The organism is Streptomyces sp. BBFR25, from assembly GCF_044590125.1.
GTDB lineage: Bacteria > Actinomycetota > Actinomycetes > Streptomycetales > Streptomycetaceae > Streptomyces > Streptomyces canus_D.
This window is the reverse complement of the sequence record NZ_CP172447.1, coordinates 3,894,146-3,917,631: the sequence shown is the minus strand read 5'-3', so window position 1 is coordinate 3,917,631 and position 23,486 is coordinate 3,894,146. Positions and strand designations below refer to the sequence as shown.

Genomic DNA, 23,486 nt, shown 5'->3' with positions numbered 1-23,486 from the left:
CGCCGTCAGTCCGTGAACCCGTGGTGAGCGATCTCCAGGACCTCGTTGGCCACGGACGCGCTGCCGGGGTCGAGGCTGGGGCCCTGCCAGCTGACGGGCAGGACGTCGATCAGCCCCCAGCGGGCGACCAGCGAACCGTCCGCGCGCAGGGCGGAGATCTGCGCCGTGGGCCGCTGGATGCCGGTCTGCACGGACGAGATCCACTTGGCGACCTTCGCCGTGTCCGGGGTGAGGGGGCGGGTCAGCCGGATGTTGGAGTAGGTGACGCGCGTGGGCAGCTGCCAGACGAAGCCGTTGTTGCCGCCCTCCTGGCGCTGTTCCACCTCCACCTGGGTCGACAGGCCCTCGCACCCGTTGAAGTAGCCGAGGCTCTCGCCGTCGATGGCAAGGCTGAACCAGATGGAAGAGCCCGGGTCCTTACGGGACATCGGGGGTCGACCTTTCTTGTCGGGGAGCGGGGGTGGGCGGGCGTGGCCCTCGGGCGGTCCGGCCGTCCGGCGGGGCCGGTGCGGTCCGGTCAGCGCGGGTCGCGCAGTCTGCCGATCCGTTCGCGGTCCATACGCAGTTCGGTGCGGACGAGACGGGTGACGCGGCCGATGATCCGGTGCACCAGTTCGTCGAGCTGGAAGTCGGTGAGCTGACGCGGGTCGAATCCGCCTTCGGGCACCGCCGTGTACCCGGGCGGAGGGTCCTCGGGGGACTGAGCGCCCCCGCCCGCCTCGTACGGGGGCGGCGGGTCGTTCGGGGCGGGCCGGGACGACGGGGGGTCCAGCCGGGTCAGGTTGTCGACCACGGCGGCGGCCGTGTGGGAGGCCAGGGCAGCGGTGGTGCGTCCGGCGCGGCGGGAACGGCGGAAGGAGAACCGCTGGACCGGCGGCATGTCGGCGGACGCGGCGCCGGTCGGGGCGTTGGACGGGGCGCTGGACGGGCCGAGGGAGCCCGGCACGGCGTCCGTGGGCTCCGTGAGCGATGGCGCGGGCGCCGCCTGCGGGGCGACGGGCAGCGCGGGCCGGGCAGCCGACGGCCGGGGCGGCGTGAGCGGGGCCACCGGGAGCGGGGCTCCGGCGGCGGCGCCGGGGGACACGGGCTTGCGCAGGGGTACGGGCCTGGCGGGCGCGCGCTGCACGACGGGGGGCGTGGGCCCGCCGCCACCGGGCAGCGGCGGAAGCGTGAGGTGCGGCGCCGCCGGGGGCGTTGCCGTGGCCGCGAAGGGCGGCGTGGCGGGCGTGCTCACGGCGGCGAAGGGCGGTGTGGCGGGCGTGCTCACGGTGGCGAAGGGCGGTGCGGTGGGCATGGTCGGGGCCGCCGCGAAGGGGGGCGCCGCGGGCGTGGCGGGGGCCGTGGCCGTCGTCGTGAAGGGCGGTGCCGCGGGCGCGGCGGCCCGGGCGGTGGCCCGCTGGACGGGCGGGAGCGTGCCGCCCTCGGTCGCGGAGGGCAGCGGCGCCGGGGACCGGGTGGTGAGCGACGTGGTGTCGGCCGGGGGCGCGGAGAGGGGCGCGCCGAGCGGAGAACGACGCGCGGGCGCCCCGGCAGGGCCCGCCGGGCCCGCCGGGGTGGTGGTGGGTGACGGTGCGTGTGTCTGTGTCTGTGCCTGTGCGTGTGCGTGTGCCTGTGCCGTTGTCGGGGTCGGCGTCGCGGACGGGCGTACGGCGCTGACCGGGCCCGACGAGGTGGGCGCGCCGAGCCCCGGACGCCGCGCGGTCGCGCTGCGCTGCACGGGGGCCGCCGGGGTGGCCGCCTTGCCGGTCTCCGGTTGGGACAGCGGTACGGCGGGGGTGGGTCCGGTGCGGGCACTGGGCGCGGTGGGGGAGGCGGGTGCGGTGGCCGGGGTCGCGGGGGTGGGTTCGGCCGGTGCGGACGGCTCCGTCGGTGTCGTCGGTGCGGCGGGGGGCGCGGTCGGTCCGTCGGACCGCTGTTCCGGCGCCCGTTGGACCGGCGGTCGGGATGCGTCGCCGAGTTTAGCGGCGGACGGCTGCACGGGTCGCGACGGCTGGGCGGCCGACACCCGGCGCTGGACGGGGGGCTGCTGGCCTCCCGCGGCGTCGCCGGTGGTGGTGCCGGTGCCGGTGGGGCGTGCGGTGGACGGCGCTGCCGTGTCGCCGCCGGGCCTCGGGGCCGGGGTGATCGGGGCTGCGGCTCGCCGGGCCGGGGTCCCGGCAGCGGGGTTGACGGCCGGTGACACGGCTCGCTGGACCGGGGGAGCAGCGGGGGCGGCTCCTGTCGAGGGCGAGGGCGAGGGCGAGGGCGAGGGCGAGGGCGAGGGCGAGGGCGACGGTGGCGCGGTGCCCGACGCCGGGTCGGTGGCGGGCCGGGACTCCGCCCGGCGCACCGGGGCCTCGCCCTGCGCCGTGTTCGACGGGGTGCCGGACGTGGGCGTGACCGGCACCACGGGGGTGTTGGACCCCGACTCGGGCCGCGGCACGGCCCGTTGCACCGGCTCATCGGCCGAGACGGGGCGGTCGGGCTGCGCGGCGGCTCGCCGGGGGGCGGGTGCGTCGGTGCCCGCCGGGGGAGTCGGGCCGCCCTCCGTGCGGCGCACGGCACGCTGCACCGGCGGCGTCGAGGCGGTGGTGCCGCTGCCCGCGGGTGCGGACGCCGGGCCCTCACCGGGACGTACGGCGGGCCGCCGTGCCGGGGTGGTGGACGTGGGGCCGCCGCCCTGAGCGTCGGCCGGTGCGGGGCCGGACGGCTGTGCGGCGGCGCGCTGGACGGGCGGCGTGGTGGGCGTCGTGCCGCTGTCGGCCGGTGCGGGGGGCGTCGGGCTGGCGGCGCCGGACGACGGTCGTGCGGTGGCACGTTGGACCGGAGGTGCGGTGGGCGTGGTGCCGCTGTCCGCCGGTGCGGAGGACGGGGTGCTGCCGCTGGACGGCTGTGCGGCGGCGCGCTGGACCGGCGGTGCGCTGGGCGTGGTGCCGCTGTCGGCCGGTGCGGAGGGCGTCGGGTTGCCGGCGCCGGACAACGGTCGTGCGGTGGCCCGTTGGACCGGCGGTGTGCCGGACGCGGTGCCCCTGCCGGCCGGTGCGGTGGCTGCCGGGTTTGCGCTGGCGGATGGCGCGGGGGTGCGCCGTACCGGGGTGTCCGCTGCGGCGCCGCTGCCGGGCCGTGGCGGGGAGCCGGACGGTCGTACGGCGGCGCGCTGGACGGGCGGTGTGGTGGGCGTGGTGCCGCTGTCGGCCGGTGCGGAGGGCGTCGGGCTGCCGGTACCGGACGACGGGCGTGCGGTGGCCGCCCGTTGGGCGGGCTGTGTGGCGGGCGCGGTGTCGCTGTCGGCCGGTGCCGGGGTCGCCGGGTTGCCGGTGCCGGATGGTGCGGGCGTGGCGCGGCGTGCCGGGGTGTCCGGTGCGGGGCTCGACGGTCGCGCGGCGGCGCGCTGGACCGGGGGTGTGCCGGATGCCGTGCCGCTGTGGGCCGGTGCGGAGGGCGACGGACTGCCGCCGTCGGGACGCCGTACCGGGGCAGTCGGTGCCGTGGTGTCGGCGGACGCGCCCGGGGCCGGTGTGGTCCCGGGCGCGGGTACCGCCCGCTGCACGGGCGCACCGGTCGGTGCGGGCGCCGGGGTGACGGAACCCTGGGCCGGGGAGGCGCCCCCGGCCGGTGCCGAGCCGGGGTCCGCTCGGTCGGCGTCCGCCGACGAGGGCGCCGTGCCGGAGGACGACGCCGTGCCGGAGGGCGCCGGGGTGGCTTCGGTGGTCCGGCGGCTCGCGGGCAACGCCCGGCGCTGCACCGCGGACGATCCGGACGGGGCCTTGGTCAGCGACTGCCGCGGACGCGGAGTGGCGGGCGGCGGCGGCACCGGGGAGACCCGGACCCCGCGCGGGGCCTGGGCCGGTGCGCTCGCGGGCACGGCCGACGACGCCGTCCCGGCGGAACGCGTCCGCTGGACCGGCGTGGCCGAGGGCGTGGCCGACGACGACGTGGGCACCGCCGGGGCCGCCCCCGGCGTGGGAGTCGACCTGCCCGACGTACCCGACGCGCCACCGCGCGCCCTCGGGGCGGAACCCCTGGGCGCGGCCGGTGCCGTCGCCGGTGCGTCCGCCGGTATCGCGCGCAGCGGCGCGACCGGCATCCGCTGCACCGGCGGTGTGCCGGCCGGGCGGGCCAGGGGGGTGGACGAGGTCTGCCGGGCCGAGGAGTCGAAGGCGCCGGACAGCAGGCTGTCGCCGGCCGCCGGGTCGAGCACCGCCGGGGACGGCGCACGGGTGAACGACGGGTCCTGCCACGTCGGAAGGCGGCCGCCGAAAGCGGCGTCCGCCACCCCCGTACGGTCCGCGCCCGTGGCGCGCTGGATCGGCGGCAGGCCCGTCCAGGCGGCGACGGCCACGGGTGCGGGGCCGGGCGGCGCGGACGCCGCACTTCCGCCCGCGCCCGGGTCCGGGCGCGAGCCGGTGTCCGCGGGCGGACCCGTCTCCGAGGGCGAGCCCGCCGCTGATGCCGCGGTCCCGCCCCCGTTCCCGTTTCCGCCGTCGTCGCGACGGCCCCGCAGCCGGTCCAGGAGTCCCACCGATCAGCCCTCCGCCGTGCCGCGCGTCACGAGGGACGCGATCTGGTCCGTGTACCGGCGGCGGTCCTGGTGTTCCAGGTCCAGGATCGCCTCCAGGCTCCAGTGGAAGTGGTAGGCGACGTACGCGATCTCCTCGTGCAGCCGGTCGGTCGCGTACGTCACGATTCCCCCAGGCGGCTCCCGCCGAGTTCCACCTCGAAGGGCTCCGAGCAGTGCGGGCACTCGACGGCCGCGCGGGTGTGCCCCTCCGCGTTGATCTGGCGGTAGAAGTCCTGGAGGAACGCCAGGTCGGAGGCGAACATGTTCTCCACGACACCGTCGTGCACCATCGCCAGCGTGCCCAGCCGGGTGATGACCCGGCCGAGCAGCACCACCGACAGGTACGCCGGGTTCTCCTGCACCCGCACGTCGCGCAGCGGGATCAACTCGTCCCGTGCCGTCGACAGGCGCATCACGCCGTCCCGGTGCACCGTGCCCGACTCGTCGACGTACCCGCGCGGCAGCTCGAAGGGGAACTCGGTCTGCAACTGCTGCCTCGGGGTGGTGTCGACGGGGGGCCCGGCGGGAGGGCCGGCCGGAGAACCGGCCGGCGCCTCCGTGGGCGCGGCGGCGGGAGCCGAACGGGGGAAGTCCGCTCCCGCCGCCGCGTTCTGGGGTGCCGCGGCGGGTGCCTTGGCAGTCGAACGGCGCATTACTCGACGACCAGTTCTTCGAACACGATGGTGATGGTCTCGGTGAGGGCGTTGGTGTCACCCGCCTTCAGGGTGCCCGCCACGACCTTGCTGCACCAGGCGTTGCGCAGGTTCCAGCGCTTGACCGGGTTGTCCTCGTAGTCCATCACGATGATCGTGGCGTTCTTGCGGGCGGTGGCCATCCGGCCCGCCATGGAGTCGTTGATCCACTGGGTGAACACCGACGACTGGCTCATACCGCGTTCGACCTGGACCGAGCCGTCCTTGGCCACGCCCGGCATCAGGGTGACGTTGTTGCGTCCGGTCGTGCCCTGGTTCTGCTGGTACTTGATGACGTCCTGCTCGATCTGCAGGTTGGAGACCGAGTTGAGGTACTCGACCATCACACCGTCGATCTGGATACCGAAATTCGGTGCGACGAGTACGTCTTCTGGTTTGGGGAGAGACATGAGTTCGCTGTCCTTCTAGAGGAGGGTGGAGAAGGGCGGGGGCGCGATCCGCCTACTCGTCCAGTTCGCCGCCGCCGCTGGAGAACTGGGCGAGCCGGAAGATGACGAACTCGGCGGGCTTGACCGGTGCGATGCCGATCTCGCAGACGACCCGGCCGAGGTCGACGGACTCCGGCGGGTTGGTCTCCTCGTCGCACTTGACGTAGTAGGCCTGGTCGGGGCTCTGGCCGAAGAGGGCGCCGTTGCGCCACTCGTTGACCAGGAACGCGGAGACGTTCCGACGGATGCGGGCCCAGAGGTTGTGGTCGTTCGGCTCGAACACCACCCACTGGGTGCCGATCAGGATCGACTCCTCCAGGTAGTTGAAGTACCGGCGGATGTTCAGGTAGCGCCACGCCGGGTCGGAGGAGAGGGTGCGGGCACCCCAGACGCGGATGCCGCGGCCGGGGAAGGAGCGGATGCAGTTGACGCCGATCGGGTTGAGCAGGTCCTGCTCGCCGCGGGTGATCTGCAGCTCCAGGTCGACGGCGCCGCGCACGACCTCGTTGGCGGGGGCCTTGTGCACGCCGCGCTCGGAGTCGTTGCGGGCCCAGATGCCGGCGACGTGGCCGCTCGGCGGGACCAGGCGGGACTGACCGGTGGCCGGGTCGAAGGACTTGATCCAGGGGTAGTACAGGGCCGCGTACTTGGAGTCGTAGCCGGCCGTCTCCTGGCGCCAGACGCGGATCTGGCGGGCGTTCTGGGCAGGCGGCGGGTCGATGATGGCGACGCGGTCGCCCATCAGCTCGCAGTGGGCTATGAGACCGAGCTGGACGGCCTTGACGGCCTCCAGGTCGATCGCGCCGCGCTGGTAGGCGGCCATCAGGTCGGGCACCGCGACCATGGAGATCTCGTCGATCGCCTCCAGGCCGCCGAAGCCGGTGCGGTCCGAGGAGTCGCCGAGGTACTGGGCCGGCCCGGGGTGCGCGCTCTCGGCCTGCCCGGCCGGAACGGCGGGGGCGGCGGACGGCGGCGCGGGCAGCGTCAGGGTCTGGTTCTCCGGCCGGACCAGCTGCGCGGACGGCGCGGCCTCGGTCACGGTGATGAGCTTGGAGCGCTCCTTGACCTGCGTGACGACGTAGGAGCGGTTGCCCTTCTTGGCGCTGACGTCGAAGGTCTCGACCGGCTTGTCGCCGTCCTTGACGATCAGCTTGAAGCGCTCGGCGGGGCCCTCGCCCTCGGGGTCGGCGACCTCGACGGTCAGCGGGCCGGTCTGGCCCTCGCCGGTGGCGGTCACCGCGAACGTGCCGAGCTGCTTGGGCTCGGCGGCGGTCAGCGCCTTGGCGGTGCTGCCGGTGACGGCGGCGGGAGCGCCCGCGCCGTTCACCGTGCCGTCGGCGGCGGCGTCCTCGGCCGAACCGCCGACGCGGACGACGTAGGCGGCGGAACCGCCGTTGTTGAAGAACCCGTAGACGGAGTGCGCGAGGTAGTACCCACCGGTGAAGTCACCGAAGGCCGCGACGTACTGCGTCCAGTTGGTCACCAGCGTGGGCTCGTTCAGCGGGCCGGTCGGGGCGAGCCCGACGAAGGCCGCCACCGACGTGCCCACTCCCTCGATCGGGCGCGAGCCGCTGGCCACCTCCTCGACGTAGACGCCGGGCGACAGGTAGGACGGCATGCTCTGCTCTCCTCGGGGTACGAGACAGGACGCCCCTCAGCCTCACGCGCGCGTTGCCGCCGCCGAAACGTCCCCGGGTGCCGGGACGGGGGCATGTTCCTTGCCCCTGGCCGTGCCCGTTGGGGCAGACTCCCGGACCTTCCCGGTCATTCCCCCCGAGGACCCCTGGCGTACAACCGACGTTTCTGATTCAACGTCTTGTGTCGACTGTCAGTTCGCCAGAATGTCATCTTGCGATCAAGCCCCGTTCCGGGGCGCCCCGTCCCGCCGCACCGGGGCGCTGCCCCGCGCGGCGGGGACGGTGACGGCGTGTCAGGAGGGGACCGTCCGTGTCGGACCGCTTGAACCAGACGCACAGACACCGCCCGGCCGAGGCCGCTCCGGCGCGGTCCCGCCCGCAGGCACGTCAGTCACCGCCCCTGGCCTCGCTGCAGGCCGCGGCGGGCAACCGGGCCGTGGCCTCGGCGATCCAGCGCGGGTCCGGTACGACGATCCAGCGCGCGGCCGGTACGGCACAACTCCCCAAGGCCCCGGCACCGGAACGGGCGACCTCGTCGACGCCGGACGACCTGCAGATCACACCGGTGACGGAGCCCGAGCGGCAGGCGGCCGTGGACGAGGTGACGGACCAGAAGGCGAGGGTCTCGAACGCCTCGCGGGCCCGGTCCGACGCCGCGGCCGAGGTGCGGAACTGGTCCGGGACGGCGATCGAGGCACGCAAGAAGGAGACGGCTGCCCGGGGCAGGGCGGACGCACTCGAGGGGGAAGTCGAGACCGCGAAGCGGGGAGAGCAGGCGTCGCTCGACAAGGCACGAGACCTCACGGGCGACGCGAAGGCGGCGGCGAAGGAGCAGCGGAGATCCGTCAAGGCGGCCAGTAAGCACGGCGCGACCGCGGAGCAGAAGGGCGCGGCGGCCAAGGAGGTTCGCGAGCAGGCGGATGCATTCGCGAAGGAGGCCGAGGAAGCCGAGCGGAAGCGCAAGACCGCCGAGGACTTGGTGGAGACACTTTCCGCGACGATCGCGGACGCCCGGAGGCGTCAGGCGGAGGCCGAGGAAAAGGTGCGTGAGTTCTCGCGCCAGGCGGAGCTGGCCGCGGCGCAGCTGAAGGACGCCGACGAAACGGCGCGCCAGGCGGGGGAAGCCGAGAACACGGCGCAGGAGCAGGCGGCCGAGGCCGACGCCGAGGCGGAGTCCGAGGAGCAGTTCGCGACGACCATGAGGAAGCGGACCGTCGAACTGGCCGAGGCACTGAAGGGGGTGAAGGCCGCCAGAGACGACGCGGCGGCGAGGAGCGAAGAGGCCGAGGGAGCCGGTGCGTCGCGGAAGGAGGCGGGCGAGGGCGAGGAGGAGGCCGCCCGGCTCCGGGACGAGGCGAACGAGAGCGCGAGGGAGGCCGTGGCCCTGGCGGCGAAGCTGGACCGCAAGGCCAGGGCCGCGACCGAGGCACGCGAAGCCGCCGAGCGGGCGGCGGCCAGGCACGAGGAGGCCGCGCAGGAGGCACAGGACGAGGCCAAGAAGGCCCAGACCGAAGCGGCCGGGTTCGCGAAGACCGCGGGGGAGAAGCAGACGGAGCACGACGCCGCCCTCGCCGAGGTGACACGCCTTGGGCGGGAGGCGGCCGACGCCCGGCAGCGAGCGGCGGCCGCGGCGCAGGGGCAATTGAGCCACGGGACGGCCGAAGCCGAGGCGAGGACGGCACTGGCCGCGGAGGCGGCTGAGAAGAAGGCGGCCGAGAAGAAGGCGGCGGAGGAGAAAGCGGCGGAGGACAAGGCGGCCAAGGGGAAGGCGGCCAAGGGGAAGGAACCGGCCGCCCAGACCGCGGCGGAAGGTGCGGAGCAGTCGGGACAGGCCGGCGCCGAGAAGACGGATGAGGCCTCGCGCGGCCGTGTCGGGCGAGCGGTCGACGGTACCGGGCACGCGGTCAAGAAGGCCTCCGCCAAGACCAAGCCGTGGGCCGACGTCCCCGACACCCTGGTGCTCCGCGGCAGTGCGCCGCCCGCGGGGACGGTGCAGTCGGCATCGATGAAGCACGGGGACCACGGGACGGCCCACGACACTGTGATCCAGCAGAACGTCGAGAACCCGATCAACCTCATCAGCGACGTGACCGGGGCCGTGAACGACATCGCGGCGATCAAGGAAGCGTCCGCCAAGCGCCATGAGTCGGGCCCGGCTTCCCATGCGCACCGAAAGAACCATGTGGGCAAGCCCCTCGGCCTGGCGAGCAGCTCCCAGATGGCCGCCAACGACGTTCTGAAGATCGCCAACACGGGCACGAAGACCGCCGGAGACCTGGCGGGGACGGCCGCGCTCGCGGACGCCAGCGGTGCCCTCACCATCTCGTTCTCGGCCATACACGTGGGCCGCGACAGCGTGGTCATCAAGAACACCCACGCCCAGCGCAAGAAGCTGAAGGACCACTTCAGCGACGTGGCCGCGAAGCGCGACCGGAAACTCCAGGACGTACTGAACGACCTGGGGAAGGCCACCGACGACCTGGCTCAGGCGTCGTCCAGACTCGGGGACTCGGCGGGCGGCTCGGACACGGCGGTCCTGGACGCCGTCGAGGAGCGGCGGACCCGGGTCGAGAACCTCAGGACGGAAGTGCGGGAGCACATGGCCGCCGCCCGGGAATACGTGGTCCACAAGAAGAAGTGGAAACTGGGGCATCGCTTCGCCAACCTGACGGGCAACCTCGCGCGTATCGCAGCCGGTGCGGTGGCGATCGCCGCCGCCACGGGTGCGGTCACCGGCGGTGTCGCTCCTGGCGTCGCGGGCGGTCTGACGGCGGGGTTCCTGGGCGGCCTCGCCCTCAAGAAGGGCGTGAAGAAGGCCAACAAGCGCTACATCTCGGTACGCCAGCCGGACCGGTACGCCCGCACCACGCCGGCCCAGGAGGGAACCGAGGAGTCCAAGGCCACCGAAGCGTCCGAGGCGTCCGAGGCGCCGAGGATGTCCAAGGACGGCACGAGCAGGAGGGGCAGGAGGCGCGACGCGTGGAAGGAGGCGGCCATGGTGACGCACTCCATCCAGCAGGGAAAGCGGCAGCTCAGGGCGCAGGAGGTCTACGCGGTCGCAGCCGGACCGGCCGTTCCCGCGGGCAGGAACGTTCCCAAGGACATCCGGGACGAGGCACGTGAGTTCCTCAAGGAGCTCAAGTGCGGCCCGGAGCACCACAACCAGAAGCCGGAGGAGTGGGAGGCGTCGCTCAACGACCCCGACCAGCAGAAGGACTGGGAAGAGGCGATAGCCAAACAGCTCGCCTCACTGTGAGCGTCCCGAGCCGTGGCCGAAGGCGGCACCGGGGGCCGTTGCCCCCGGCGTTGCCCGCGTAGACCTGTCGGCGGCGGGGAAGCTCCGGTAAGGGTGGGAGTCACACGTCCGGTGTCGAAGGGAGCGCATGGTGCGCGCGCACGAGGAAGCCGCCGAACAGCTGGCCGCCCGGGGCGGCCGCGCTCCACACCGGTCGACGCCCGCGCCCATCGCCGGAGTGAGCGGAGCGCCGATGACCCCGGCGGCGGTCCTGGCGCTGCAGGGCTCCGCCGGCAACGCCGCCGTCCAGCGGGTCGTCGCCCGGGACGCGCACCAGCACGGACCCGGCTGCGGGCACACCGTCCAGCGCCGCGTCGACCCCGACTCGCACCAGCACGGCGCGGGCTGCGGACACGACGGGATCGACGACCGGAGCCCGGAGGGACAGCACCAGCTCCTGAAAGAGGCCAAGGAGTCGACCAGTTCGACGCTCCCCGGCTCCTTCCTCGACAAGGCGGTGCCCTTCTACCAGAACCCCGCCCTCGCGGGCGCCCGCATGTACACGGGCCCGATCGCCCAGCGCGCGACGGCGGCCATGGGGGCCGAGGCCATGACGATCGGTATGGACGTGTTCCTCGGCCCGTCCGCCATCGGCAACGAGGAGATCCTCGCCCACGAGGCCAGCCACCTCGACAAGAACAGCAAGGGGATCAAGGAGACGGGCAGCGCGAGCGGTGGCAGCCCCGCCGTCACGGACCCCGGGCAGGGTTCCGAGGTCGCGGCGGTGAACGACGGAGCGGCCTTCAAGGCCGGGGACTCCCTCGCCCCGTCCGTCGTCGCCCAGCGAGCGGTCGCCAACGACGTGGAGGACGCGGAGTAGTCCCGGGCGCCCTCCCCGGACGGCCCTTTGGGGCAACGCAGTCTGCCCCCGCGAGACCTGACGCCGCGTCGGGTCGCCCGTAGCGTCGGCGTGTGAGCCTGTGGACTTCGCTGGAGCCCGCGTCCGCGACTGTGGACCCCGGCAGTAGTACGCGTGTGCGCCTGAGGGTGCGTAATACCGGTGATGTCGTCGACGAGTACCGGTTCGAGCCGGTGGGGGATGTGGCTCCCTGGACGACGGTGGAGCCGCAGACCCTGCGCTTGTATCCCGGGACGACGGGGACGGTGGAGCTGACGTTCGCTCCGCCGCGTACTCCGGATGCGGTGGCGGGGCCGAATCCGTATGCGGTACGGATTCTTCCGACGGAGCATCCGGATGCGGTGACGGTTCCGGAGGGGAACCTGACGATCACGGCGTTCACCGAGGTGCGGGCGGAGTTGGTGCCGCCGACGGTGAAGGGCCGGTTCCGGGGGCGGCCGCGGCTCGCGGTGGACAACCTGGGCAACACCAAGGTCACCGCGTCGATCGCGGGCAGTGACCACGGTGATCACCTGTCGTACGAGGTGCGTCCGGGGAACGTGCAGATCGAGCCGGGTCGTGCGGCGTTCGTGGAGACGACGCTGAAGCCGAAGCAGATCATCTGGTTCGGTGCGAAGGAGGAGCGGCCCTACACGCTGGCGGTACGCCGGTCCGGAGTCGACCCGACGGAGATCGAGGGGACGTATGTCCAGCGCGGGTTCCTGCCGCGTTGGCTGGCGACGTTCTTCGGGATCTTCCTGGCGTTGGCGATCGCGTTCGTGATGATCTGGATCGCGTACAAGCCCCAGGTCCGCACGAGTGCGACGGAGCAGACGGAGCAGGCGGGTGCCGCCCTCATGCCCAGCCCCAGTGCCACACCGGAGGCACTCCCCAGCAGTGCCGAGTCCGCGCCCGCCGAGCAGCCGCAGGTGCAGCAGCCCCCGGCCACGCAGGAGTCGGAGAAGAGCGACGGCGGGGGCGGCGGCGACAAGGGCGGCGGCGGAGGTGGCGGCGGCGAGTCCAAGAAGCCCAAGCCGCCCGTACGCACCGCGGCCACGGCCGTGAAGGAAGTCGCCGCCCGCAGCGAGGGCCGGCACATCTGCTACCGCGCCTACGTGGCCGACCAGGGCTGGCAGGCCCCGGTCTGCGACGGTGCCGAGGCCGGCACGGTCGGCAAGAACCTCCCGATCAAGGCCCTGAACATCGCCGTGTCCGGGACCAAGGGCGTGACGGGCAACGGGGCCCATGTGGTCGAGGCGTGGCTCAACGGCAGCAAGTGGGAGAGCGCCCCCGACAAGACCGACATGTACCTGGGCAGCACCAAGGAGGCGGTCTCGCCGATGGAGGGGTTCACCCTCAAGACCGTCGAAGGCACCGTCTGCCCCAACACCCACGTCAAGGACAAGGGCTGGCTGAAGCAGGGCTGCACCGAGCCCGGGAACTGGCGGTACTTCGGCAGCAACATGGAGAACGACCGGCTCCAGCTGGAAGCGGTGCGCATCACGGTCTGACGGCGTATGCGAGGGCAACCGCCTTTGCCCTTGCGACTCCTGACGTCCGGGTAAGGCTCCGCGTAGCGTCGGCGTGTGAGCCTTTGGACTTCCCTGGAGCCCGCGTCCGCCACCGTCGACCCCGGCAGCAGCACGCGTGTGCGCCTGCGGGTCCGCAACACCGGTGACGTGGTGGATGAGTACCGGTTCGAGCCCGTCGGGGATGTGGCTCCCTGGACGACGGTGGAGCCGCCGACGCTTCGGTTGTATCCGGGGACGACGGGGACGGTGGAGCTGACGTTCGCTCCGCCGCGTACTCCGGACGCGGTGGCGGGGCCGAATCCGTATGCGGTGCGGATTCTTCCGACGGAGCATCCGGACGCGGTGACGGTTCCGGAGGGGAACCTGACGATCACGGCGTTCACCGAGGTGCGGGCGGAGTTGGTGCCGCCGACGGTGAAGGGCCGGTTCCGGGGGCGGCCGCGCCTGGCGGTGGACAACCTCGGTAATACGAAGGTGACGGCGTCGGTCGCGGGAAGTGATCATGGCGATCATCTGTCGTACGAGGTGCGTCCGGGGAATGTGCAGATCGAGCCGGGTCGTGCGGCGTTCGTGGAGACGACGCTGAAGCCGAAGCAGATCATCTGGTTCGGTGCGAAGGAGGAGCGGCCGTACACGCTGGCGGTGCGCCGGTCCGGGGTGGACCCGACGGAGATCGAGGGGACGTATGTCCAGCGCGGGTTCCTGCCGCGTTGGCTGGCGACGTTCTTCGGGATCTTTCTCGCGTTGGCGATCGCGTTCGTGATGATCTGGATCGCGTACAAGCCCCAGGTCCGCACGAGTGCGACGGAGCAGACGGAGCAGGCGGGTGCCGCCCTCATGCCGAGTCCGAGTGCGACTCCGGAGGCCCTGCCCAGCAGCGCCGAGTCCGAGCCCGCGACGGAACCCGAGCAGCCGGCCTCCGAGAAGCCCGAGAACGACGGCGGCGCCGGTGGCGGTGACGGCGGGGGAGGCGGCGGGGGCGGACAGGCCGACAAGCCCGCGAAGAAGCCGGACGTGGTCCCCGCCATGAACGTCATGCTGCGCAACGCCACCACCCACATGTGCGCCGACATCCCCGGACGGGAAAAGGGCAAGGTCAACGGGATCGTCCAGCAGGCCAACTGCCACGAAGAGGGCGACAACGAGTACTGGAACCTCGAGGTCAAGTACGAGAACGGCGGACCCAACGGGGTCAAGCTCTTCCAGATCCGCAACGTCACGGACCAGCTGTGCATGGACCTGGGTGAATACGGCGCTCGCCCGGAGGGCACGGGGATCGCGGAGTTCCACTGCGACGGCACCAAGGCGGACAACCAGCTGTGGTGGATCGACAAGCAGGCGAGCGGGAACTACTGGATCCGCAACTTCGCCAGTGCCCACAAGTGCCTGAACGTGAAGGGCCAGAACGGCGGCACCGAGACCCCGCTGAACATCGCCACCTGCACCAACACCGATGACCAGGAGTGGCAGATCATCCGCCCGTCGAAGGACTGAGGCAGGGTCCGAAAAGTCGTACGATCAGGTACCTCGGGGCAGCGAGTACTGCCCCGAGTGCCGCTGACGCCTGGGGAGTTGACCCGTAGCGTCGGCGTGTGAGCCTGTGGACTTCCCTGGAGCCCGCGTCCGCGACTGTGGACCCCGGCAGTAGTACGCGTGTGCGCCTGAGGGTGCGTAATACCGGTGATGTCGTCGACGAGTACCGGTTCGAGCCGGTGGGGGATGTGGCTCCCTGGACGACGGTGGAGCCGCAGACCCTGCGCCTGTATCCCGGGACGACGGGGACGGTGGAGCTGACGTTCGCTCCGCCGCGTACTCCGGATGCGGTGGCGGGGCCGAACCCGTACGCGGTGCGGATTCTTCCGACGGAGCATCCGGATGCGGTGACGGTTCCGGAGGGGAACCTGACGATCACGGCGTTCACCGAGGTGCGGGCGGAGTTGGTGCCGCCGACGGTGAAGGGCCGGTTCCGGGGGCGGCCGCGGCTCGCGGTGGACAACCTGGGCAACACCAAGGTCACCGCGTCGATCGCGGGAAGCGATCACGGTGATCACCTGTCGTACGAGGTGCGTCCGGGGAACGTGCAGATCGAGCCGGGTCGTGCGGCGTTCGTGGAGACGACGCTGAAGCCGAAGCAGATCATCTGGTTCGGTGCGAAGGAGGAGCGGCCCTACACGCTGGCGGTACGCCGGTCCGGAGTCGACCCGACCGAGATCGAGGGGACGTATGTCCAGCGTGGGTTCCTGCCGCGTTGGCTGGCGACGTTCTTCGGGATCTTCCTGGCGTTGGCGATCGCGTTCGTGATGATCTGGATCGCGTACAAGCCCCAGGTCCGCACGAGTGCGACGGAGCAGACGGAGCAGGCGGGCGCCGCCCTCATGCCCAGCCCCAGTGCCACACTGGAAGCACTCCCCAGCAGTGCGGAGTCCGCGCCCGCCGAGCAGCCGCAGGTGCAGCAGCCGCCGGCGACGCAGGAGTCGGAGAAGAGCGACGGCGGAGGCGACGGCGACAAGGGCGGCGGCGGTGAGTCCAAGAAGCCCGCGGCGAAGCCGGCCCCGAAGCCGGTGGTCCCCGCCAAGAACATCCTGCTGCGGAACACCACGAGCAACATGTGCGCCGAACTCCCCGGGCGGGAGAAGGGCGAGCTGGACGGACCCGTCCAGCAGGCCGTCTGCGACGACACCGACGGGGACAACCAGATCTGGGACCTTGAGGTGAAGTACGCGAAGGGCGGCCCGGGTGGGGCGGCGCTCTTCCAGATCCGGAACATCAAGGACCGGTACTGCATGGACCTGCCCGACCACGGTGCCGCCGCCGTGGGGACGCCCGTCACCGAGTTCCACTGCGACAGCACCACCGCGACCGACAACCAGCTCTGGTGGGTCGACAAGCAGGAGAGCGGGGACTACTGGATCCGCAACTTCTCCAGCAACCAGAAGTGCCTCGGCGTCGAGGGCGCCAACGGCGGCGCCCTCTTCTCCAAGATGGTGCTCGACAACTGCAGCAACGTCGACGACCAGGAGTGGAAGATCATCCACCCGAACAAGGGCTGACGGCTCGGGCGGTCCCGGCGGCGGTCACCAGCCGCCTTCGCCCGGGACCAGCCTCCCGGCCTTGCGGTACTCGCGGCGGGCGCCCTCCAGGAGGTCGTCCGCCGTCACCATGTCGTCGCGTCCGGCGGCGAGGTAGGCGGCCGTGACGACCGCGCTGCGGATCGAACCGCCGGCCAGCTCGAAGTCCCGGGCCAGTGCCCCCGGGTCGATGCCGTCGGCGGACGGGACCCGCGACAGGCTGTGCCGCCACAGCGCCAGGCGCTGCTCGACGTCCGGGAACGGGAAGTCGACGACCAGGTCCAGGCGCCGGGTGAACGCCTCGTCGATGTTGGCGCGCAGGTTGGTGGTGAGCAGGGCGATGCCGTCGAAGGACTCCAGCCGCTGGAGCAGGTAGGCGCTCTCCATGTTGGCGTACTTGTCGTGGGCGTCCTTGACCTCGGAGCGCTTGCCGAAGACGGCGTCGGCCTCGTCGAAGAGGAGCACGGCGTCCGTGCGGTCGGCCTCCGTGAAGATCCGCTCCAGGTTCTTCTCGGTCTCGCCGACGTACTTGTCGACGACCGACGACAGCTGGACCACGTACAGGTCCAGGCCCAGGTCGGCGGCGACCACCTCGGCCGACAGGGTCTTGCCGGTGCCGGACTCGCCCGCGAACAGGCCGAGGACGCCCCGGCCCCGGCCGCCGCCCGCGCTGAGCCGCCAGTCGCCCAGGACCCGGTCGCGGTGGCGGGCGCGCAGGGCCAGCTCGCGGAGCTGCACCAGGGGCTTGTGGGGCAGCACCAGGTCCTGCCAGTCCACGTCCGGCCGGATCCGGCGGGCGTGGCTCTCCAGCCCGGAGGCCGACTGCCGTCGGGCGGCGAGCCGGACGTGCTCGGCGTCGAGCGGGGTGCCGTCGAAGGCGGCGAGGGCCTTGGCGGTGTGCGCGGCCCGCTGGATGCGGTCGCCGCCGAGCCGGTACGGGGCGACGGCCGTGGCCAGGTCGAACCCGTCGGCGTCGGCGCCCAGCGCGGCCCGCCAGGCGGCCACGCCACCGGCCCGGCGGCCCGGGGCGTCCAGAACGAGCGGGTCGGCCGGGGCCCACTGCGGGTCGTAGGGGCGCGGGTCCGTCATGAGGACGGTCACGTCGGTCGCGGCGGTCAGCGCCCGGACCAACGGGCCCGGCTTCTCGGGCAGGCCCGACACCACGATCGCCCGGCCGCCGAGGCGGGCCTCGCGCAGCAGCTCGGGGACGTGGTCCGCGGGGTCGGTGCAGCGCAGCGCGTCGACACCCGCGGCGTCCAGGACGCAGGAGAGGGCGGCCAGGCCGTCACCCTCGCGCGGTTCGCGCAGATAGGCGGTGAGCGGGCCGTCCTGCAGCCGGGCGGCCAGGCGCCGGACGAAGACGTCGGTGTCGCCGCCCGCGCCGGGCAGCGGGTCCGGCATCGGGAGCAGCAGGCCGAGGAGCGCGGCGTCCGGGTCGTCGTCGCCGAGGAGGTGGCCGACGAGCCGGTCCGGGACGCGCAGCGAACGGGTCAGGAAGGGGCGCTCGGGCTCCTCGACCTCCAGCAGGCCGAGGGTGCGCAGTGGGGCCGAGGCGTGGAACCGGGCCCGGGCCGTCGCCAGGTGCGCGGGCACCCCGCACAGGTCGAGGGCGAGGCCCACGGTGGCGCGCCGACGGCTCACGTCGTTGTTGAGGTAGCCGTAGAGCGGCTCGAAGGTGCGGTCGACGTCGGGGGCGAGGGCGACCAGCAGGGCGGCCGTGTCCAGTTCGGTCAGCCGCGCCGTCCCGGCCAGCCGGGCCAGCCGGTCCCCGGGGCCGTCCGGGGAGCCGGCGGGGGCGGGCGCCATGGGCACGGCCGCGGTGACGGGCGCGGCCATGGACTCGGCGTCGGCGGTCGGCCAGGTGCGCAGCAGGTGGTGGACGGCCTCGTCGGGCAGGTACAGGCCGCGCAGCGGGTCGTCGGCCGTGGGGTCGTCGGCGGTGCGGTGCTCGACCAGCGCGGCCACCCGCTCCCGCAGGACTTCGAGCCGGGCGAGCAGCGCCCCGCCGAAGTCGCCGGGGTCGCCGGAACTGCCGGGCGGGGAGGCGGTCGCGGGAGTGTGGGGGGTGAGGTGGGTGTTCGCGGTCGTCACTGTCGTCACTGTCGTTTCTTGCGGCCGTCCGTCACGGCCTTGCGGGCGGCGCGGACCGCCGCCACCTGGTGCGGCCGGTGCGAGCGGCCCTCGGACATCGGCGGGTCGCCGTCGATGCCGCCGACCCGGACCGTCGCGCCCTCGGTGACCGGGGGCCCGGCGTCGTACTCGGGGTAGGCCGGGAAGGGCGCGGTGACCACCAGGTCGAGGGACGGCTTCAGCTCGCCGCCCAGGGCGGACCAGATCTCGGCGAGGGAACGGGACTCGGTCTGGACACCGGCCACCGTCATCGGCACCGGGAGACCCATCGAGCCGAGCGCGCCGGGGAGTTCGTAGGGGGGCAGCTGCTCGCGGGGCAGCAGCGTCGCCAGTACGGCGGACAGCAGCCGGTGTTCGTCCTGCGGGGTCTTCGTCCAGGCCGTCACCAGGTACGACAGCCGGAACCAGCGGGGCGGCTGACGGCGCTTGACGACGATGTCGTCCTGGTCGCGCACCGAGACCTGGCCGCGGTGCCGGCGGCCCACGTCCTCGCGGATGTCGTACAGGTAGGCGTTGACGACGGGGGCGTTGCGCCGGGCCGCCCAGTCACGGGTGGGTGCCTCGAAGGCCACGTCGATGCCCGAGTCCGTCAAGGCCCCGCCCTTGAGGAGGGCCTTGAGGACCTCGTCCACCTCGTGGATCACGCTCGCGCTCCTGCCCTGGCCGCACTCGAGTCCGCACGGCCCGCCCGCTGCCGCCGGTCACCGATGGCTGCCACCGATGCCTGTCACCGATCGTTCCTCCGGGCCCGTCCCGGCCGCACGCACGCCGGGGACGACGGACGGGCAGACTGCCCTGCCCGTACGGTCCGAAGGGTCCGCTCTCGATTGCCCGTTCGGTCAGATGTAGCCTTCCCGCAGGGCATAGGCCACGGCGTGGGCGCGGTTGCGCAGATGAAGCCGCGTGGTGAGTCCGTGCATGACGTTCTTGACCGTGCGTTCGGAGTAGGACAACTTGCCGGCGATCTCTCCGGTGTCGAGACCCTCGGCGACCAGCCGCAGGACGTCCACCTCTCGGGGTGCGAGGCCCAGCGAGGGGGCGCCGGGGCGACCCGCCGCGCCGCGGTGCAGGGTGCCCACCTGGCTGATGAGCCGGCCGAGCAGGTCCGCGGGCAGATCGCCGTCGCCGCGCGAGGCGGCCAGGACGGCCTGCACCAGCCGGTGGGCGGTGGCCTCGTGCCGCCAGACGATGGCGCCGACGCCGCACTCGACGACGTCGAGCAGTTCGCTCTCGCGGATCGCGCCGATCACCAGCACGGCACGCGCGCCCTCGCTGCGCACGATCCGGCGCAGCCGGGTGAGCGCGGCGTCGTCGAGCGCGTCCTCGATGAGCAGGGCCACCGTGCCGGGCCCCGACTCCTCGCGCAGGTCGATCTCCGGGTGCCGGCGCAACTGGCTGACCGCGCCCTCGCGGCTGATCGGGTCCGGAGCGGACACCGCCACCGGGACGCGCCGGTCGATGCCGCCGACGGCCTTGCCGGGTCCGTGGGCCGCGGCCGTGGACGCGGCCGCAGGCGTGGTGGAAGTCATGGATGTGGTGGTGTTCCGGGGTGAGTTGAGCAACCGTTTCCCCCCTGTTCACGTGCCCGCAGTCCAGCACAGGCCGGTAGCGGATGTGCGTGTTCCACACTTATGGGACTGCTGGGACTTCGCAATCGTGGAGCACCACGAGGCACACCACGAGACCAGCGCGCCGACCGCCACGAGCGGCCGTCGAGCGGGCGTCCCGGCAGGTCAGCGGGGTTCCGCGAGGAGGCGGGGGCCCGTGGGGGCGGCCGTGGGCCACCGTGACCCGCGCCACTTCGCACCACCGTTCACCGCAGTCGTTCGTCTCACACACCGGGGGAGCACCATCCACCACAGGAGGCACCGATGACCGGACCGCTCCGTGAACGCGACGACGCCCACGCGCTGCTGGCCGCCGAGATCGAGCGCGCACGGGCCGGCTCCGGACGCCTCGTCCTGCTGCGCGGCGCCACCGGCACCGGACGCACCGCCGTGCTGGAGACCGCCGCCCGGCACGCCGAGGACCGCGGTCTGCGGGTGCTGCGGGTGCGCTGCTCGCCCGAGGACACCCCGGTGCCCTTCGCCATGGTCCTCCATCTGCTCGGCCCGGTACCGGAGTTCACGGACATGACGCCGGGCGGCGACGACCGGGGCAGCGCGGCCCGGCTGTGGCGGCTGCTGCGCTCGTACGCGGCCGAGGGCCCGGTGCTGGTGGCCGTCGACGACGTCCATTTCGCCGACGACTCCTCGCGCCGCTGGCTGACGGAGGCGGCCCGGCACGTCGACCGATTACCAGTACTGCTGGTCGCCACCGAGCGCAGCCAGTACGACGTCGAACCGCGGCCCGCCGGACTCACCCAGGCGCTGTCGCCGTCCCTGGTGCGCACCCACACCCTCGCCCCGCTCAGCGACGCGGCGGCGGCCGGGATGGTCCGGGACGCCTTCCCGGACGCGTCGGCGCGGTGGACCGAGGAGTGCGTGCGGGCCGGTGCGGGCAGCCCGCTGCTCCTGCACGCCCTGCTGGACGACCTCGGCGGCACCCCGCACCCCGACGGCGTCCCGCCCGTGCCCGACAGTTGCGCCGCGCTGTACCCCGGGTCCTACCCGGCCGCCGTCTCCTGGTGGCTCAGGAGCGCGGGCCCCGCGACGGCCGACGTGGCCCGCTGCCTCGCCGCCCTGGAGCAGGCCTGGCCCGCGGGCCCGCCGGACGGCCGGGGCGCGCTTCGGCATGCCCTCCCGCACCCGCGGACACCGGCTCCGGACGGCGCGTACCGGCAGGCGCCGTCGTCGGACGCCGGGTACGCGCAGGCACCGTCGCCGGGCGTCGCGTACGCGCAGGCACCGCCGTCGGACGGCGTGTACCGGCAGGCGATGCCGTTGGGCGGCGCGTACGCGCAGGCGGCGTCGTACGACACCGCGTACCCGCAGGCGTCGCCCTTCGACACGGCGTACTCGCGGTCGGTGTCGTCGGACGCCGGGTACCGGGACGCCCCTTCGTTCGACACCCCGCGCCGGCACCCCCACGAGGGGCCGACGGCGCGGACGCGTCGGCCCCGGGACATCGCGCCGGGCTGCCGGGACGTGTGGAGCGCGGGCCCGGGAGGCGGCGGCGCGGAGCACCCGGAGCACGGCCCCTATCCGCACCCCGACGAGCCCGCCGGACCCGCCGACGGGGCGCCGTACGCCGCGTACCCGGTCCACGACCCCTACGACTCGTACGACGGGCGACCGCGGACCGCGTCCGGCGCCGCCTACGGCCGTACCGATCCGCCCGCGCATGCGCCGCACCGGACGACGCTGTGGCGCACCTCCTCCCCGCCCCCGGCGCGGGGGTCGGCCGGTGACCCGGTCGACGTGCTCGCCGAGGCGGCCGGGGCCGATCCCGCGCGGATCGAGGGCTGGCTCGCCGCCATGACGCGGCTCGGGCTGCTGCGCCCCGACGCGGGCGGCCGCCCCCGCTACGCGCACCCTCTGCTGCGCGACGCCGTGCTGAGCGGCTGGCCCCGGCCGCGCCGCGAGGCCGTGCACCGGGCGGCGGCGGAGGCGATGCTGCGCCGCGGCGACCGGGTCGAGGCGGTCGCCCGGCACCTGCTGCGCACCCCGGCCGTGGGCCGGTCCTGGGCGCTGCGCGTGCTGCGCGACGCGGTGACCGTCGCCGTGCACGACGCGCGGCCCGCCGACGCCGTCCGCTACCTGAGCCGGGCCCTGGACGAGCCGCTGACCGACGACCTCAGGCAGCGGCTGCTGACCGAACTGGGCTCCCTGGAGTACGCGTCGGCCGACACCCCGGCGGCCATCGCGCGGCTCGCCGAGGCCCAGCACCTGCCGGCCGACCCCCGCAACCGGGTGCGTACGGCCGTCGCCCTCGGCACCGCCCTGGCCGGCCGCGGTGAGATCCGCACCGCGATGGAGGTGCTGCGCCGCACCGAGGGCCGGCTCTCCGGCCACCCGGGCCTGGCCCGCACCGTGCAGACCGCCACCGCGATGCTGTCCGACGAGGACCTGGCGACCCGGCAGGAGGTGTACCGGTGGCTGTGCGAGACCGGCCGGCACTCCCCGGAACTGGTCGGCACCGCCGGACAGGCCCTGCTGGTGCGGTACGCGGCGACGGCCGCGCTGATCTCCGCCGACGAGGCGATGGCCCGGGTGCGGGACCTGCTCGGGCAGCCCACCGACCCGCTCGCCGAGCCCTTCCTGCTGGGCACGGCAGCCGCCGTCGCCCAGTGGGCCGACGAACTCGACGAGGCCGAGCGGCTCGTGGAACGCGGCCTGGCCGGACAGCACCCCGCCCTGCTGCACCCGATGCAGCACGCGCTGCTCAACACCCGCGCCGACATCGTTGCCGCCCGCGGCGACCACGCCCGGCTGCTCGCCCTAGCCGCCGACCCCGGGCCCGGCCCCGGTCCCACCAACCGGGACGCCCACGCCCTGATGGCCCTGGTCCACACCGGCCGCACCGACGAGGCCCTGCGCCACGCCGACCGCTTCGACCTGCGCGAGGTGCCGGAGAACTGGGAGCTGAACCGCTACCTGTACGCGCGCGGCGTGCTGCGCGCCGCCACCGGCGACCCGGCGGGCGCCCTGCACGACTTCCTGGAGTGCGGGCGCCGCCAGGCGGCCCGCGAGGTGATCAGCCCTGTCGTCACCCCGTGGCGGACCGCCGTCGCGGAGTGCCGGCTGGCGCTGGGCGGCGGCCCCGAGGCGCTGGCCCTGGCGACGGAGGAACTGCGGCTGGCCCGGGTGTGGGGCACCCCGCGCACCGTGGGCCGCGCCCTGCGCGTGCTGGGCACCGCGACCGGCGGGCGCCGCGGCCTCGAACTGGCCGAGGAGGCCGTACGGACCCTGCGGGACGCGCCCGCCGACACCGACATGGAGCTGATCCCCGCGCTGCTCGCCCAGGGCCGCCAGCTCCTCGACGCGGGCGAACGCGGACGCGCCCGGGCCCGGCTGCGCGAGGCGGCGGAACTGGCCGAAGGCAAGGGCGCCCTGCGCTGGCTCACCCTGGCCGGGCAGGCTCTGCGCGAGGGCGGCGCCCGCGGTTCCGTGGCGTCCCGCACCGGTGCCGGGGCACTGACCGGCAGTGAGCGGCGGATCGCCGAACTGGCCGCCGACGGCCGCACCAACACCGAGATCGCCGACCTGCTGCACCTCGCCCGGCGCACCGTCGAGACCCACCTGACCAGCACCTACCGCAAGCTGCGGATACGGCGCAGGACGGAGCTGCCGGGCGCGCTGGAGCGCGGCGGACGCCGGGAACGGGAGCCGCACCCCGACACCGGCCGCTGAGAAACGCCGGTGAC

Annotated in this window: 16 protein-coding genes; 7 read left to right on the top strand and 9 right to left on the bottom strand. The window is 73.9% G+C overall.

Annotated features, from left to right (window positions below):
• Window positions 1–5 precede the first annotated feature (5 nt).
• The gene (locus ACGH52_RS17675; protein ID WP_076975496.1) at window positions 6–428 is read right to left on the bottom strand and encodes a phage tail protein; all 423 of its coding nucleotides are present in this window, start codon (window positions 426–428) and stop codon (window positions 6–8) included.
• 89 nt (window positions 429–517) lie between these two features.
• On the bottom strand, window positions 518–1,234 hold the full coding sequence (locus ACGH52_RS17670) for a hypothetical protein (RefSeq protein ID WP_399940514.1): 717 nt from the start codon (window positions 1,232–1,234) through the stop codon (window positions 518–520).
• Here ACGH52_RS17670 and ACGH52_RS17665 point away from each other — a divergent pair.
• Window positions 1,200–2,663, top strand: a complete 1,464-nt coding sequence (locus ACGH52_RS17665) for a hypothetical protein (protein WP_399940511.1) — start codon at window positions 1,200–1,202, stop codon at window positions 2,661–2,663. The two genes, ACGH52_RS17670 and ACGH52_RS17665, sit on opposite strands and share 35 nt — an antisense overlap.
• 1,841 nt (window positions 2,664–4,504) lie before the next feature.
• Here ACGH52_RS17665 and ACGH52_RS17660 read toward each other — a convergent pair.
• The 4 genes from ACGH52_RS17660 to ACGH52_RS17645 are packed head-to-tail and all read right to left on the bottom strand — an operon-like array spanning window position 4,505 to window position 7,299.
• Window positions 4,505–4,663 carry a DUF6760 family protein gene (locus ACGH52_RS17660; protein ID WP_007450918.1) on the bottom strand — a complete coding sequence of 53 codons (159 nt, stop codon included), beginning with the start codon at window positions 4,661–4,663 and terminating at the stop codon, window positions 4,505–4,507.
• Complete coding sequence (locus ACGH52_RS17655) at window positions 4,660–5,193, bottom strand: hypothetical protein (RefSeq protein WP_076975498.1); 534 nt, start codon at window positions 5,191–5,193, stop codon at window positions 4,660–4,662. The genes ACGH52_RS17660 and ACGH52_RS17655 overlap by 4 nt, the downstream gene beginning before the upstream one ends.
• Entirely contained in the window at window positions 5,193–5,642 is a 450-nt protein-coding gene (locus ACGH52_RS17650; protein ID WP_007450914.1) for a phage tail protein, read from the bottom strand. Before ACGH52_RS17650 ends, ACGH52_RS17655 begins: the two co-directional genes overlap by 1 nt.
• A 52-nt stretch (window positions 5,643–5,694) precedes the next feature.
• Entirely contained in the window at window positions 5,695–7,299 is a 1,605-nt protein-coding gene (locus tag ACGH52_RS17645) for a phage tail sheath subtilisin-like domain-containing protein (protein ID WP_059301063.1), read from the bottom strand.
• Between the two features lie 329 nt (window positions 7,300–7,628).
• On the opposite strand from ACGH52_RS17645, the gene ACGH52_RS17640 reads away from it, so the two are divergent.
• From ACGH52_RS17640 to ACGH52_RS17620, 5 genes are all read left to right on the top strand, one after another.
• Window positions 7,629–10,574, top strand: coding sequence for a hypothetical protein (locus ACGH52_RS17640; RefSeq protein ID WP_399940506.1), 2,946 nt, complete (start codon window positions 7,629–7,631; stop codon window positions 10,572–10,574).
• Between the two features lie 127 nt (window positions 10,575–10,701).
• Window positions 10,702–11,433 (top strand): DUF4157 domain-containing protein, encoded by a 732-nt coding sequence (locus tag ACGH52_RS17635; RefSeq protein ID WP_193777780.1) that lies wholly within the window; start codon window positions 10,702–10,704, stop codon window positions 11,431–11,433.
• A 92-nt stretch (window positions 11,434–11,525) separates the two neighbouring features.
• The gene (locus tag ACGH52_RS17630) at window positions 11,526–12,962 is read left to right on the top strand and encodes a hydrolase (RefSeq protein WP_399940502.1); all 1,437 of its coding nucleotides are present in this window, start codon (window positions 11,526–11,528) and stop codon (window positions 12,960–12,962) included.
• A gap of 75 nt (window positions 12,963–13,037) precedes the next feature.
• The gene (locus ACGH52_RS17625) at window positions 13,038–14,477 is read left to right on the top strand and encodes an RICIN domain-containing protein (protein ID WP_210974040.1); all 1,440 of its coding nucleotides are present in this window, start codon (window positions 13,038–13,040) and stop codon (window positions 14,475–14,477) included.
• Between the two features lie 98 nt (window positions 14,478–14,575).
• Window positions 14,576–16,033, top strand: coding sequence for an RICIN domain-containing protein (locus tag ACGH52_RS17620; protein WP_399940498.1), 1,458 nt, complete (start codon window positions 14,576–14,578; stop codon window positions 16,031–16,033).
• 24 nt (window positions 16,034–16,057) lie between these two features.
• Here the strand turns inward: ACGH52_RS17620 and ACGH52_RS17615 are convergent, their stop codons facing one another.
• The 3 genes from ACGH52_RS17615 to ACGH52_RS17605 all read right to left on the bottom strand — a co-directional run bounded on the left by ACGH52_RS17615 (window position 16,058) and on the right by ACGH52_RS17605 (window position 19,743).
• The gene (locus ACGH52_RS17615) at window positions 16,058–18,142 is read right to left on the bottom strand and encodes an ATP-binding protein (RefSeq protein WP_399940495.1); all 2,085 of its coding nucleotides are present in this window, start codon (window positions 18,140–18,142) and stop codon (window positions 16,058–16,060) included.
• Window positions 18,143–18,147: 5 nt separating this feature from the next.
• Window positions 18,148–18,825, bottom strand: coding sequence for a DUF4255 domain-containing protein (locus tag ACGH52_RS17610; protein WP_059301068.1), 678 nt, complete (start codon window positions 18,823–18,825; stop codon window positions 18,148–18,150).
• 195 nt (window positions 18,826–19,020) lie between these two features.
• Window positions 19,021–19,743 carry a response regulator transcription factor gene (locus ACGH52_RS17605; protein ID WP_193777781.1) on the bottom strand — a complete coding sequence of 241 codons (723 nt, stop codon included), beginning with the start codon at window positions 19,741–19,743 and terminating at the stop codon, window positions 19,021–19,023.
• A 309-nt stretch (window positions 19,744–20,052) separates the two neighbouring features.
• On the opposite strand from ACGH52_RS17605, the gene ACGH52_RS17600 reads away from it, so the two are divergent.
• On the top strand, window positions 20,053–23,472 hold the full coding sequence (locus ACGH52_RS17600) for an AAA family ATPase (protein WP_399940491.1): 3,420 nt from the start codon (window positions 20,053–20,055) through the stop codon (window positions 23,470–23,472).
• Window positions 23,473–23,486: the final 14 nt, after the last annotated feature.

Bases quoted from the DNA above. Each gene is read 5' to 3' on its own strand.
- ACGH52_RS17675 (WP_076975496.1), bottom strand. From the start codon at position 428: ATGTCCCGTAAGGACCCGGGCTCTTCCATCTGGTTCAGCCTTGCCATC.
- ACGH52_RS17655 (WP_076975498.1), bottom strand. From the start codon at position 5,193: ATGCGCCGTTCGACTGCCAAGGCACCCGCCGCGGCACCCCAGAACGCG.
- ACGH52_RS17650 (WP_007450914.1), bottom strand. From the start codon at position 5,642: ATGTCTCTCCCCAAACCAGAAGACGTACTCGTCGCACCGAATTTCGGT.
- ACGH52_RS17645 (WP_059301063.1), bottom strand. From the start codon at position 7,299: ATGCCGTCCTACCTGTCGCCCGGCGTCTACGTCGAGGAGGTGGCCAGC.
- ACGH52_RS17635 (WP_193777780.1), top strand. From the start codon at position 10,702: ATGGTGCGCGCGCACGAGGAAGCCGCCGAACAGCTGGCCGCCCGGGGC.
- ACGH52_RS17600 (WP_399940491.1), top strand. From the start codon at position 20,053: ATGACCGGACCGCTCCGTGAACGCGACGACGCCCACGCGCTGCTGGCC.